Here is a 13500-nt window from a genome sequence, read left to right as displayed (position 1 = left end):
AAAAGGCAGGATAATGCTTCAAATCGACCTGTGGAAACGCATTGTGATCTGGGGCATGGTGGCCCTTGGTCTGCTGATGGCCCTGCCAAACGGGTTTTACACGCGGGTCGAGACCCATAACGATGCCGTCGCGGCGATGGAGGCCGGGCAGACCGATGCCTACCTGGCCGACGATATTGCGCTTTGGCCCAGTTGGATGCCCTCGGGGCTGGTCAATCTGGGGCTTGATCTGCGCGGTGGGGCGCATCTTTTGGCCGAGGTGCAGGTTAGCGACGTCTACCAGGCGCGGGTCGAGGGCATGTGGCCCGAAGTGCGTGATTTGCTGCGCGAAGAACGTGCCACCATTGGCCCGATCCGCCTGCAACCCACCGATGACGCGGAACTACGTGTCCGGCTGGTGGAAAACCCCGATCAGGTCGAGGAGGCCGCGGCGCTGGTTCGTGGGCTGGCGCGACCCGTCACAACGCTGACCGGCGTGGGTGCGAGCGACATTGACGTGACTACCGAGGGCGACAGCATTGTCGTCCGGCTCAGCGAGGCCGAACAGCTTGCCACCGATGAGCGGACCGTGCGGCAGGCGCTTGAGATCATCCGCCGCCGGATCGACGAGGTTGGCACTCGCGAACCCACGATCCAGCGGCAGGGCGCCGACCGTATCCTGATCCAAGTGCCGGGTGTGGGCAGTGCCGCGGAGTTGAAGGAAATCATCGGCACGACTGCGCAACTGACCTTCCAGCCGGTGGTCAGCCGCACGTCGAATTCCGCGGAAAACCCCGGCGCAGGCAATGAAATCCTGCCATCCCTTGATGAAGAGGGCACATTTTACATCCTTGAACGCGCCGCGGTTGTTACCGGCGAAGAACTGGTCGACGCGCAACCCGACTTCGATCAGAATGGGCGCCCTGCGGTGTCATTCCGATTCAACCCGACCGGCGCGCGGAAGTTCGGCGACTACACCGCCGAGAATATCGGTAACCCCTTCGCCATCGTGCTGGATGGGGAAGTCATCAGCGCGCCGGTGATCCAGAGCCATATCGCGGGCGGCTCGGGCATCATCACCGGACGGTTCACGGTTGAGGAATCGACCAATCTCGCCGTCCTGCTGCGCGCCGGTGCGTTGCCTGCGGGGCTTGAGTTCCTCGAAGAGCGCACCATCGGCCCGGAACTTGGCGCGGACAGCATCGAGGCGGGCAAGATCGCCTGCATCGTGGCTTTCGCGCTGGTGCTGATTTTCATGTTCCTGAGCTATGGCACCTTTGGCCTCTTCGCCAATATTGCACTCATCGTGAACGTGGGGCTGATCTTCGGTCTTCTAAGCCTTATTGGCGCGACGTTGACCCTGCCAGGGATCGCGGGGATCGTGTTGACCATCGGGATGGCGGTCGATGCCAACGTGCTGGTCTTCGAGCGGATCCGCGAAGAGATCAGGACCGCCAAAGGTCCGGCGCGGGCGATTGAACTGGGCTATGAAAAGGCTCTGAGCGCAATCACCGACGCCAATATCACCACCTTCATCACCGCGCTGATCCTCTATGCGATGGGCTCCGGCCCGGTGCGTGGATTTGCGATTACCCTTGGCCTCGGCATCATCACCTCGGTCTTTACCGCGATCTTCGTGACCCGCCTGATCGTGGTCATCTGGTACGAACGCAAACGGCCCAAGACCGTGTTGCAGGGGCGGGCATTGCGCCTGGTGCCGAAAGACACCAAGTGGGATTTCTTCCGCCGCTGGCGCATGTCGCTTGGTATCTCGGCGGTGCTGATCGTGATCGCTTTCGGGTCGTTCATGCTGCAGGGGCTGAACTTCGGGATCGACTTCCGCGGCGGTACGACGATCCGCACCGAAAGCGCGCAGCCCATCGATGTCGGGCAGTATCGCGATGCCATCGGGCAGCTTGAGTTGGGCGATGTGTCGATCACGGAGGTGTTCGATCCGACCTTCGGCCCGGATGAGAATGTCGCGATGATCAAGGTGCAGGCGCAGGAGGGCGAGGAAAGCGTGTCGAACGACGTGATCCTCAAGATCGAAGACACGTTGCAGGCGGCCTTGCCCGACCTCAAGTTCACCGCGGTCGAAAGTGTCGGACCAAAGGTGTCCGGCGAACTCATCACCGCGGCGATTATCGCGGTCAGCCTCGCGATTGCCGCCGTTCTGATCTATATATGGCTCAGGTTCGAGTGGCAGTTTGCCGTGGGCGCGGTGGCCGCCCTGGTGCATGACGTGGTTCTGACCATCGGCATCTTCTCCGAGCTTCAGATACAGTTTGACCTTGCGATCATCGCGGCGCTTCTGACCATCGTGGGCTATTCGCTCAATGACACCGTTGTGGTCTTTGACCGCGTTCGGGAGAACTTGCGGAAATACAAGAAAAAGCCGCTTGCCGAGGTGCTCAACATCTCGATCAACGAGACGCTGAGCCGGACGATCATGACCTCTGTGACCACGCTTCTTGCGCTGCTGGCGCTTTACGTGCTGGGCGGGGATGTGATCCGCGGCTTTGTCTTTGCGATGATCTGGGGTGTGATCGTGGGGACGTACTCATCGGTCTTCGTGGCCAGCACGATCCTCTTGTGGCTGGGTGTGAAACGCGACTGGAGCAAGCCGGATGCCAATACCGGCAACCAGTTCGCAAACGTAGATGCCTGACATCCTGGCGCAGGTCTGGGCCACGCCCGGCCTGTTCTGGATCATCCTGGTGATTAGCCTCGCGGGTATCGTGCGCGGGTTTTCGGGGTTCGGCACGGCGCTAATCTTCGTCCCGGTCGCGGGCATCTTCCTGCCGCCGCAGACGGTGATTGCCGTGATGGCCCTGACCGGCATCGCCAGCACCGCTGCCCTGATCCCGCGGGCCTGGCGGCAGGCGGCCCGCGCCGAGGTGGGCCTTCTGGCGCTGGCGGCGATGCTGACCGTGCCGGTGGGCCTCTGGATATTGACGATCCTCGATCAGATTACCGTGCGCTGGATCGTGGCCTTCATCGCGGGGGGCACGCTGGCGGTTTTGGTCGCAGGCTGGCGGTTTTCCGGTAGTGTCAACTTCATTGGGCTCATGGCCATCGGTGCCGCGGCCGGCGTCGTGGGCGGCATGACGGGCCTTACCGGGCCGGTGGTCATCCTCTTCTACCTCGCCGGCCAATCGGTGGCGCAGCGGGTCCGGGCCAACACGATCCTCTTTCTTGCGGCGCTCGACGTGGTGCTTGTCGCCAACCTGCTTTTCGGGCGCGTCATCGGTTGGGGCGAGGTCGCACTGGCCATCACGCTCGCCGTGCCCTATTTCACCACCACTATGATCGGGCAGGCGCTGTTTGATCCGAAACACGAGAGGCTGTACCGTTGGGTGGCTTATGGCGTCATCGGCCTTGCGGTGGTCAGTGGCCTGCCGCTCTGGACATAAGGACCGTTTGCGATGCAATTGACTGAAATCACCTTCTCGCAGGCCACGCCGATTGATGGCTACGGCCCTGGGTTCTTCCGCGTTGGCGGGCAGGTGGTCGAGGGATCGGTCTGCGTGACCGCCTCCGGCGCGCGCTCCTGGGGCGGATATGAGGACGCTGAGGCGCTGCTGGCGCTGGCGGGGGAGGTTGACGTGATCTTTGTCGGCACCGGGGCGGATATCGCCCATATTCCTGCCGATTTACGCCAGCCGCTGGAGGAAGCGGGCCTTGGCGTCGAGGCGATGAACTCTCCGGCCGCTTGCCGCACCTTCAACGTGCTTCTGTCCGAAGGACGCCGTGTCGCCGCCGCCCTGCTGCCGGTCTGACATGGGGCGATTGCCGCTGGTGATCGCGCTTTTCCCTTGCAGCCGATTGCGCTAAGCACGGGGCCATGGGGATAGAGGTTTCCGATCTTTCCGTTGCCCGGGGGGGCATCAAGGTGCTCGAAGGGGTGAGCTTCAAGTTGGCCCCCGACCGGGTGCTGATCCTGCGTGGGCCGAATGGCATTGGCAAGACAACCCTGTTGCGAGCGATTGCCGGGTTGCAACCGCCGCTTGGCGGGACGATCAGCTGCGCCCCGGATAGCCTTGTGTATGCCGCTCACGCGGATGGGTTGAAGGCAACGCTCAGCGTGGTGGAGAACCTAACATTTTGGGCGCAGGTCTTTGGAACCAAGGATATTTCACCGGCGATGGCGGCCTTTGATTTGACCACCCTGGCAGATCGGCCCGCGGGCGCGCTTTCGGCCGGGCAAAAGCGCCGGTTGGGGCTTGCGCGCCTCTTGGTGACCGGGCGTCCGATCTGGATCCTCGATGAGCCGACCGTATCGCTCGATGTAGATGCGGTGGCGATGTTTGCCGGCGCTGTGCGCGCGCATCTGGCGGGGGGTGGTTCCGCGCTGATGGCCACGCATATTGATCTTGGGCTGACGGAGGCCGACACGCTGGACATCGCGGGGTTCCGTGCCAAGGCCCCGGCGCCGGATGATTTTGACGGGGCGTTCCTTTGATTGCGCTCCTGATCCGTGATCTGAAACTGGCGATGCGCGCGGGGGGCGGGTTTGGCCTCGGGCTCGCCTTCTTCCTGATCGTTGTGACGCTGGTACCCTTCGGCGTTGGCCCCAAAAGCTCGCTTCTGGCCGCCATTGCACCGGGCATCCTCTGGCTCGGCGCGCTTCTGGCCTGCCTTCTGTCGCTGGATCGGATTTTCGCGCTCGATTGGGAGGACGGGAGCCTTGATCTGCTGGCCACGGCCCCCTTGCCGATGGAGGCGATCGTGAGCGTCAAGGCGCTCGCCCATTGGCTCACAACCGGGTTGCCGCTGGTGCTGGCCACGCCGGTTTTCGGCCTGCTGTTGAACCTGCCCCTGGCGGGATACACGCCGTTGATCCTGTCACTTCTTATTGGCACGCCGGCGCTGAGCGTGATCGGCACGTTCGGCGCGGCCCTGACCGTGGGGCTCAAACGCGGCGGGTTACTCCTGAGCCTGCTGGTGCTGCCGCTCTACGTGCCAACGCTGATTTTCGGCGCGGAAATGGCGCGACGTGGTGTCGCGGGGCTGGACATTACCACACCAATGTCAATGTTGGCCGGGATCACCTGTGGCACAATCGCGCTGCTGCCCTTTGCGTCGGCGGCAGCATTGAGGGTCAATCTGCGGTGAGGACCGTGACGAAAAGGAAGGAAGCCCGGTGAGTTCGATCTGGGAATATGCCAACCCCAAGAAGTTCATTCAGACCACGGACAAGGTCTTGCCGTGGGTGTCGATCCTGTCGGCGTTGGCGCTGGTCATCGGCCTGATCTGGGGCTTTTTCTTCACGCCCGACGATTACCGGCAGGGATCGACTGTCAAGATCATCTACCTGCATGTGCCAAGCGCGCTGATGGCGATAAATGCCTGGCTGATGATGCTGGTGGCGTCACTCATCTGGATCGTGCGCCGCCATCACGTGAGCGCCCTTGCGGCCCGCGCGGCGGCGCCGGTGGGCATGATAATGACCGTGATCGCACTGGTAACGGGCGCGATCTGGGGGCAGCCGATGTGGGGGACATGGTGGGCCTGGGACCCGCGGCTAACCAGCTTCCTGATCCTGTTCCTCTTTTACCTGGGTTACATGGCGCTCTGGGCCGCGATTGAAAATGACGATACGGCGGCCGACCTGACCAGCGTTCTCTGCCTCGTGGGGTCGGTTTTTGCGCTGCTCAGCCGCTATGCGGTCAATTTCTGGAACCAGGGCCTGCACCAGGGCGCATCGCTCAGCCTCGACAAGGAGGAGAACGTGGCGGATGTGTTCTATCACCCGCTTTTGATTTGTATCGCGGGGTTCGTGCTGCTTTTCATTGCCTTGGTGCTCTTGCGCACCCGCACGGAAATCCGCGCGCGCCGGATGCGGGCGCTTTTGGCACGGGAGAGGATGGGATGATGCCGGAATTGGGGAAATACGCCGATACCGTGCTTTCGGCCTATGCGGTGTCGATCCTGCTGATCCTCGGACTGGTCGCGGTCAGTCTGCTTCGCGCGGGTAAAGTGAAGAAGCAGCTTCAAGAGATTGAAGATAAAGTGAAAAACAATGGCTAAGATATCCCCTTTGATGGTGCTTCCGCCGGTGGTCTTTCTGGGGCTCGCCGCCTTGTTCTTCGTGGGGATGCAGCGCGAAGATCCCGACGGGCTGCCCTCGGCGCTTGTCGGCAAGCAGGCACCGGCGGTCGCGCTCACACAATTGGGAGATCAACAACCCTTCACCGACGGTGATCTGCGGGACGGTAATGTCAAACTGGTGAATTACTGGGCCAGTTGGTGCGGGCCTTGCCGCGCCGAGCATCCCAACCTTGAACTGCTGGCCGAGGAGGGGGTGACCATCTATGGGGCGAATTACAAGGACAAGCCGGAAAATGCGCTCGGCTTCCTCGAAGAGTTGGGCGACCCGTACACCGCCATTGGCGCCGATGACAGCGGGCGCATGGCGCTTGATTGGGGCGTTTACGGCGTGCCGGAGACCTATGTGATCGACGGTGACGGCAATATTGTTCTGCGCTTTGCCGGGCCGATCACGGAGCGGGCGTTGGAAAGCACCATTCGACCGGCCATCGAATCCGCCCGCTGACGTCCAGCGATCCGTTCAGGGCTGGAAAGCGCAGGGAAGATTCGGGACCGACCCACCACAAAGCATCGTCGCTCTGGTCACTTGCCGCAATTCCGTTCAGCCACCGGCGCGGTGACCGGGCAGTCAGAGGTATCCGTCGTATCCCCTTGGGCACCCAGAACGGCAAAGAGCGAAAGGGCGGCGGCCTGTATCGTGATGAGAAAGATGCGCATTTGCGTGCCTGCTTGTGTTTTTCGTTCCGGCCAAGATGGGGTTTCAGCGCGCGGATCAAAGGGGAAGAATGCAGAAAATACCTCACAATTTGGTGTCGGGCGGATATCGGCCTGCTGGGTGGTTTGCGGACAATGCCGATCCGCAACCGATGATTGTTTCCTAGTCGCGCGGAGCTATTGCGGGATGACCTGATTATCGCTAGTTTTCCCCGGGGGAATTAGAAGGAAAGCACCGTGTTCGTAAGATTTGTTGTGTGTTGCACATTTTTGTTTTCATTTGGTTTTCCCGCGACTTCGCAAGAGATATCAACCTATGCCAGCCAAGCCGCGCCGCCCCCTTGGGTCGAGGTTGCAGAGGCCGAAAAAGTGCAGGCCGATCCCGATGGCGATTATCCGCTGCAATATCTCATCGCGGACCGACAGACCCGCGCCGATGCCGAAAACCGCCATTCCTATGCCCGCTATGCGTTCCGGCTGAATACGACCGTCGCCGTCGAAGAAAACTCGACCGTGATCGTGAACTTCGATCCCGAATACCAGAGGGTCGTGCTGCATACGCTCAAGGTGGTCCGAGGCGACGAAATCCGCACGCTGCTCGACTTGTCGGATTTCAGCATCTACCGGGCCGAAACCGATCGCGACAACCTGATCTACAACGGCACGTTGCAGCTTTCTTACATCGTGCCAGACCTTCGGGTCGGCGATGTTCTGGACTACTCTTTCAGCGTCGTGGGTAAGAACCCCGCGATCGGGTGGCATTTCTCCGAGCATGTGCAGCATGAATATGCCATTCCGGTCCGTTTCCTCCGAGATCGGCTGATTTTCCCCGCGGATTACCAGATCAGGACCACGCCCTTGGCCGGGGCAGCGATGCCCAAGCGGGAGACATTGGGCAAAGACTCGGTTTATTCCTGGATTGCGCGTGATGTTGCTGCGCGCCACGTCGAAGGGGAACAGCCCGGGGATGCGATCAGCTATGCCGGGACGACAGTCAGCAGTTTTGAGAGCTGGGAAGAGGTCGGCCGGTATTTCGCACCGTTCTATGACACGACAGGCATGGCATCTGACCGGATCAATGAAATCGCTACGACGATCAAGCAAGCCCATCGCAGCGATGCGGCACGCCTCAGGGCGGCGCTCGGCTTCGTGCAGCGCGAGATCCGCTACCTCGGGATCGAGCTTGGGGCAGGCGGCTATATCCCACGTCCGGCGCAGAAGGTGCTGGACCGGAGGTTCGGTGATTGCAAGGACATGGTGGTCCTCGTGACAAGCCTGCTCAGTGCACTTGATATCGAGGCCGCACCCCTGCTGGTCAATTCCGGGACCAAGGGCGGTGTGGCGCTGCTTGGCCCGACCTACGAGGCCTTCGATCACGTGATCGTTGCCGCCCGGCTCGATGGCAAGACCTACTTCCTCGACCCGACGCGCGGCGAACAACTGGGTGATCTGCACAATCTGCAGCAGGGCAATTTCGGCAAAGGGCTCATCATTGCGCCCGACAGTCCGGGCCTTGTAGATGTCAGCGCACCGGTGCCGCCGTTTTTCAAGGTGTTCAAGGACCGGTTCGTGACCTCGCCCGACATGGATGCCATCCGCCTGATCAGCACGTCTGAATATTACATGGGCGAGGCCGACAAGATCATGAGCTGGATAAAATCCGACGGGAAACAGGATGTTGAGCGGCGTTTTCTGGAGTATTACCAGGGGCTTTTCGATGGGCTGGAGCCGACGGGCCCGCTGGAGGTGGATGTGTTCGAAGAGGAAGGGAAGGTGCGCCTGACCGCGGATTACCGCATCCCCGAAGGTTGGGAGCATCGCGAGGATGATGATGGCGAGCTTTGGCGATACCTCTCGGTCGAGCCCAATGGTTTCTTCGACCAGCTTCCCGAGTTGGACGCGACACCGCGCCAGACCGCCCGGGCCATTGCGCATCCGGTCCGCACCCGGGTCGAGGTCGAGGTGGTGTTGGATGACACTTGGGAGCTTGAGCCGGAAAACGACCGGTTCGAACACCCGGCCTTCGATGTCGGGCTGCGGACGGAGTTTCGCGACGGGATCCTCAACCGGCGCTTTACCTATGTCTCCAAGGCGGGGCGGATTGAGCCGCAGGATATCCGCGCGGGCCGAACTGCCCTGCGCGATCTACGCCGGATCTCCAGCTACACCCTGCGCGGCGATGTTCCGGAGACGGGAGAGGTGATGCAAAACCTGCGCCGCCTGCTTCTCGGAGAGTAAGAACCTGTCGGCTGTCCCGATGTCGCTTGGCGGAAAACGGTGCTGACCGCTTGTAGCCGAACAGCAAAGGTGATGTGCCGGCTCGCTTTCAGGGACCAATCGCCACAAGATCACTCTTTTGGCAGCCCTTGGTGCCATTTCTTCTTTCCATCCGTTGGTCGATTGAGGAACGGTGAAGGATAGCGGGGTTTTCGATGTATCAGGAGGATTCGTTTCTGACACTTGGGGCGTGGGGCAGGGTCGGGTTGGTGATCCTGTCGCTCTGCCTTGCGATGTTGATGCTATGGGTCGTTCGGATAGCGGGGCGTGGGAGGGGCATTGCCTTGCGCATTCTACTGGCGTTTCTCCTCTTCTGGGCCTTCCTCTGGCTCTCTCCGCAGATCTACTACCTCTACTACCTCATGCTGTTTGATGGCCTCCCTTGGCAAAACGTCGTGCAACCGCCACCAAGCCCGTCCGAGGTGTTGAAGGTTTTGAGCTTCACCGATGAGATCAGCTTATCGAACCATGGAAAGGGCGTCCTGGGTTGGGCAATGATCTTATGTTGCTTCTGGACAGTGCGAAGATGACGCTTTGCCGTCCGTGTCCGCAAGGCGAGCCAAACGGGCTTGTCAGTTTAGGGCGACCCCATCACCGAACCCGTGCCACGGCGGCGATCGGTCCGACGCCCTTGTGCTGGACCAGGACGACAACCGGTGCATCACCTTCGACCTTGGTCGTCATCGACAGGGGTTTGCGGGTGTCCCATTCCCTCAGCACGTTGAACTCGGTGACGACATTGGCATAGCTGAGCCGCCGTCCGGCGTTTTCGCCGCGTTTGATGTCCACCGTCGATTTCGGCTTGTAGCGAATGAGCTGCACCACCAACGTGTTTTTCTGGCCGTTCCCGGCTGTGGCATCAATCCGCAGGGTATTGCCGTCGCGGGCCACATCAAGGTCCACATCGCCGGCCCCGGATTTATGCTTGTTGATAAGGTCCACCACATCGCGCGGCCGGTTGCCGACCACATGTTCGCGCCCGTTGATGATCATCTGCGGGGTGTAGATCATCTTGCGACCACCGGCCCGAGCATATGCGCGCTGCCGCTTGGTGTTCTCGGCGCTGGCAAAGATGTCCTTCCACCCGATGTAGTCCCAGTAGTCCACATGCATCGCCAACGCGATGACATCCTCCCGGTCGGCCAGCTTGTGCAGGAACGCATCTGCCGGTGGGCAGGACGAGCACCCTTGCGAGGTGAATAGCTCGACCACCACGGGGGTGTCGTCGGCCTGGGCGGGGCTTGCCAACAGGAACGCGGCGGCAAGCAGGGTGGCGATCTTACGCATGTTATCTTCCGATGGACTCAGCTTCTATGTCACAAGACGTACCTAAGGAAACAAGCAATCAATGGCCAATCAAGGTTTCGCGAGAGAATAGTGAAACTTGAAACATTGACCATTGTGTGCAATAGTATACAAAAATACCGCTCCCCCTCTTGATTGCCTGTTTGAAATCGGTCAGAAGCGGGACAACTTTATCGGAACCCACTCTGAAAGGAAGGCCCGGATGCCTATTGTTGTCGGACAGGATACAGCCAAAACCCGCAAGACCCTGAGTGTAGGCGACGCCTCCGTGTCGTATTATTCCATCGCCGCGGCCGAGGCTGCGAGCCTTGGCGATTTCTCCCGCCTGCCTGCTGCCTTGAAGGTCGTGCTGGAAAACATGCTGCGGTTCGAAGACGGCAACACGGTGACGACCGATGACATCAAGGCCTTTTCTGAATGGGCCGAAAAAGGCGGCAAGAACCCGCGCGAGATTTCCTATCGCCCCGCCCGCGTGCTGATGCAGGATTTCACCGGCGTTCCGGCGGTCGTGGACCTCGCCGCGATGCGCGACGGGATCGTGGCTCTTGGCGGCGACGCGCAGCAGATCAACCCGCTCAACCCCGTTGACCTCGTGATCGACCACTCGGTGATGATCGACGAATTCGGCAACCCCCGCGCTTTCCAGATGAATGTGGATCGCGAATATGAGCGTAACATGGAACGCTACCAGTTCCTCAAATGGGGGCAGGGCGCGTTCAACAATTTCCGCGTGGTGCCGCCGGGCACCGGCATCTGCCACCAGGTGAACCTGGAATACCTGGCGCAAACCGTCTGGACCGATACGGACCAGAATGGCGAAGAAGTCGCCTATCCCGACACGCTGGTGGGCACCGACAGCCACACCACAATGGTCAACGGCGCGGCAGTGCTTGGCTGGGGTGTCGGCGGGATCGAGGCCGAGGCCGCCATGCTCGGTCAGCCGATTTCCATGCTGATCCCCGAAGTGGTCGGGTTCGAATTGACCGGCGCGATGGTTGAAGGCACCACCGGCACCGACCTCGTGTTGAAAGTCGTTGAAATGCTGCGCGAACGCGGCGTTGTCGGCAAATTCGTCGAGTTCTACGGCAAGGGTCTCGACAACTTGCCGCTCGCGGACCGCGCGACCATCGCCAACATGGCCCCGGAATACGGCGCCACCTGCGGCTTCTTCCCGATTGACGACGAAACCCTGCGCTATCTCACCAGCACGGGCCGTGATAAGGATCGCGTCGCGTTGGTCGAGGCCTATGCCAAGGAAAACGGTTTCTGGCGCGATGCGGATTATGCACCTGTCTACTCCGATACGCTGCATCTCGATATGGGGACGATTGTCCCGGCAATCTCCGGTCCGAAACGCCCGCAGGATTACGTGGCCCTGACCGATGCGAAAGAGGCCTTCAATCGCGAGATGAAGGAGACCTTCAAACGTCCGATGGACAAGGAAGTCCCCGTCGCGGGCGAGGATTATACGCTGAGCTCCGGTGACGTGGTGATCGCCTCGATCACCTCGTGCACCAACACATCGAACCCTTACGTGATGATCGGCGCGGGATTGGTGGCGCGCAAGGCTGCGGCGTTGGGACTGGACCGCAAGCCTTGGGTCAAGACGTCGCTTGCGCCCGGCTCGCAGGTCGTGTCGCATTACCTTGAAGCGGCAGGGCTGCAGGACGACCTCGACAACATCGGGTTCAACCTCGTGGGCTATGGCTGCACCACCTGCATCGGCAACTCCGGTCCGATCCAGAAAGAGCTTTCAGAGGCGATTGCCGAGGGCGACCTGGTGGCGACATCGGTCCTGTCGGGTAACCGCAATTTTGAGGGCCGGATCAGCCCGGATGTGCGCGCCAACTACCTGGCCTCGCCGCCGCTGGTCGTGGCCTATGCGCTGGCCGGCACCATGGACATCAACCTCGCCTCTGACCCGATCGCGCAGACGCCGGACGGCAAGGATGTCTACCTCAAGGATATCTGGCCGAGCCAGGCGGAGATTGCCGAACTGGTCGAAAAAACCGTGACCCGTGAGGCATTCCAGGAAAAATACGCGGATGTCTTCAAGGGCGACGAAAAATGGCGCGCCGTCGAGACGTCCGAAGGCGAGGTTTACGATTGGCCGCCGCAATCGACCTATGTTCAGAACCCGCCCTATTTCCAGGGCATGTCCAAGGAGCCCGGCACGATCGAAAACATCGAAGGCGCCCGTGTTCTAGCGCTTCTGGGCGATATGGTCACCACCGACCACATCTCGCCCGCAGGCTCGTTCAAGGACACCACGCCCGCCGGTCAATACCTGACCGATCGTCAGGTGCCGGTGCGCGAATTCAACTCCTATGGCTCCCGTCGTGGCAACCACGAGGTGATGATGCGCGGCACTTTTGCCAATATCCGCATCAAGAACGAGATGCTCGACGGCGTTGAAGGTGGCTACACCAAAGGCCCCGATGGTCAGCAGACCTCGATCTATGAGGCCGCGATGGCGCATCAGGCCAATGGTACGCCACTGGTGGTCTTTGGCGGCGAGCAGTACGGCGCGGGCTCGTCACGTGACTGGGCGGCCAAGGGCACGGCGCTTTTGGGCGTGAAGGCGGTCATCGCCGAGAATTTCGAACGCATCCACCGTTCGAACCTCGTCGGCATGGGGGTGATCCCGTTCGAGTTCACCGGTGGCGACACCCGCAAATCCCTTGGCCTGACCGGCGAAGAGGAGGTGTCGATCTCGGGTCTTGATACGATCAAGCCGCTGCAGGAGGTTCCCTGCACGATCAAGATGGCAGACGGATCGGTCAAGGAGATCACCTTGAAATGCCGGATCGATACGGCGATCGAGATCGACTACATCAAACATGGCGGGGTGCTGCATTACGTGCTCCGAAACCTCGCCAAAGCCGCCTGAGGAACAACTCAAGCACCGAAAAAGCCCCGCATCACGCGGGGCTTTTGACATTTTGGTTGGGGCGCAAACCGGACATTGCCCGCGCCCGGAATCAAGGTGCGCAGCACCGCCGGGCAGCGCCCGACCGCCCCATGGGCGGGCGCTTCGTCGCCGTCTCAATCCCAACTATCGTTGGATGTACACGTCACCATAAAGCGCCATGAACCATCTAAGTGCGCCCACCCGCGATCGGGCGCTGCCCTTTGTTTCAATGGCGATCCAAGGTCTGCTTTGTCCGCAATGCA

At 60.9% G+C, this 13500-nt stretch carries 13 protein-coding genes; 11 read left to right on the top strand and 2 right to left on the bottom strand.

Annotation, left to right across the window (positions count from 1 at the left end; genetic code table 11):
* Window positions 1–13: 13 nt before the first annotated feature.
* The 8 genes from secD to RBB29_RS12125 all read left to right on the top strand — a co-directional run bounded on the left by secD (window position 14) and on the right by RBB29_RS12125 (window position 6535).
* Window positions 14–2647, top strand: coding sequence for a protein translocase subunit SecD (gene secD / locus RBB29_RS12160; protein WP_306115175.1), 2634 nt, complete (start codon window positions 14–16; stop codon window positions 2645–2647).
* Window positions 2640–3392, top strand: coding sequence for a sulfite exporter TauE/SafE family protein (locus tag RBB29_RS12155; RefSeq protein WP_306115174.1), 753 nt, complete (start codon window positions 2640–2642; stop codon window positions 3390–3392). The genes secD and RBB29_RS12155 overlap by 8 nt, the downstream gene beginning before the upstream one ends.
* A gap of 12 nt (window positions 3393–3404) precedes the next feature.
* Window positions 3405–3758, top strand: a complete 354-nt coding sequence (locus RBB29_RS12150; RefSeq protein WP_306115173.1) for an Mth938-like domain-containing protein — start codon at window positions 3405–3407, stop codon at window positions 3756–3758.
* Window positions 3759–3823: 65 nt separating this feature from the next.
* The gene (gene ccmA / locus RBB29_RS12145; protein WP_306115172.1) at window positions 3824–4441 is read left to right on the top strand and encodes a heme ABC exporter ATP-binding protein CcmA; all 618 of its coding nucleotides are present in this window, start codon (window positions 3824–3826) and stop codon (window positions 4439–4441) included.
* Window positions 4438–5094 carry a heme exporter protein CcmB gene (ccmB, locus tag RBB29_RS12140; protein WP_306115171.1) on the top strand — a complete coding sequence of 219 codons (657 nt, stop codon included), beginning with the start codon at window positions 4438–4440 and terminating at the stop codon, window positions 5092–5094. The genes ccmA and ccmB overlap by 4 nt, the downstream gene beginning before the upstream one ends.
* A gap of 28 nt (window positions 5095–5122) precedes the next feature.
* Window positions 5123–5854 (top strand): heme ABC transporter permease, encoded by a 732-nt coding sequence (locus RBB29_RS12135; RefSeq protein WP_306115170.1) that lies wholly within the window; start codon window positions 5123–5125, stop codon window positions 5852–5854.
* A complete protein-coding gene (gene ccmD / locus RBB29_RS12130; protein WP_306115169.1) occupies window positions 5851–6009 on the top strand; it encodes a heme exporter protein CcmD in 159 nt (52 codons plus the stop codon). Before RBB29_RS12135 ends, ccmD begins: the two co-directional genes overlap by 4 nt.
* Window positions 6002–6535 (top strand): DsbE family thiol:disulfide interchange protein, encoded by a 534-nt coding sequence (locus tag RBB29_RS12125; protein WP_306115168.1) that lies wholly within the window; start codon window positions 6002–6004, stop codon window positions 6533–6535. The genes ccmD and RBB29_RS12125 overlap by 8 nt, the downstream gene beginning before the upstream one ends.
* 77 nt (window positions 6536–6612) lie before the next feature.
* Here RBB29_RS12125 and RBB29_RS12120 read toward each other — a convergent pair whose 3' ends face one another.
* Window positions 6613–6747: a hypothetical protein gene (locus tag RBB29_RS12120; protein WP_306115167.1), complete on the bottom strand. Its 135-nt coding sequence runs from the start codon at window positions 6745–6747 to the stop codon at window positions 6613–6615.
* A 366-nt stretch (window positions 6748–7113) separates the two neighbouring features.
* Here RBB29_RS12120 and RBB29_RS12115 point away from each other — a divergent pair, with 366 nt between their 5' ends.
* Together RBB29_RS12115 and RBB29_RS12110 are read left to right on the top strand one after the other, a co-directional pair.
* Window positions 7114–8982 carry a DUF3857 domain-containing protein gene (locus tag RBB29_RS12115; RefSeq protein ID WP_306121156.1) on the top strand — a complete coding sequence of 623 codons (1869 nt, stop codon included), beginning with the start codon at window positions 7114–7116 and terminating at the stop codon, window positions 8980–8982.
* 194 nt (window positions 8983–9176) lie between these two features.
* Entirely contained in the window at window positions 9177–9551 is a 375-nt protein-coding gene (locus RBB29_RS12110; RefSeq protein WP_306115165.1) for a hypothetical protein, read from the top strand.
* Window positions 9552–9612: 61 nt separating this feature from the next.
* Here the strand turns inward: RBB29_RS12110 and RBB29_RS12105 are convergent, their stop codons facing one another.
* Window positions 9613–10308 carry a thioredoxin family protein gene (locus RBB29_RS12105; protein ID WP_306115164.1) on the bottom strand — a complete coding sequence of 232 codons (696 nt, stop codon included), beginning with the start codon at window positions 10306–10308 and terminating at the stop codon, window positions 9613–9615.
* 220 nt (window positions 10309–10528) lie between these two features.
* Between RBB29_RS12105 and acnA the strand changes: the two genes are divergently transcribed.
* Window positions 10529–13216, top strand: coding sequence for an aconitate hydratase AcnA (acnA, locus tag RBB29_RS12100; protein ID WP_306115163.1), 2688 nt, complete (start codon window positions 10529–10531; stop codon window positions 13214–13216).
* Window positions 13217–13500 lie beyond the last annotated feature (284 nt).

Source organism: Roseovarius sp. MMSF_3359, from assembly GCF_030733385.1.
GTDB lineage: Bacteria > Pseudomonadota > Alphaproteobacteria > Rhodobacterales > Rhodobacteraceae > Roseovarius.
This window is presented reverse-complemented; position numbering and strand designations above follow the sequence as displayed.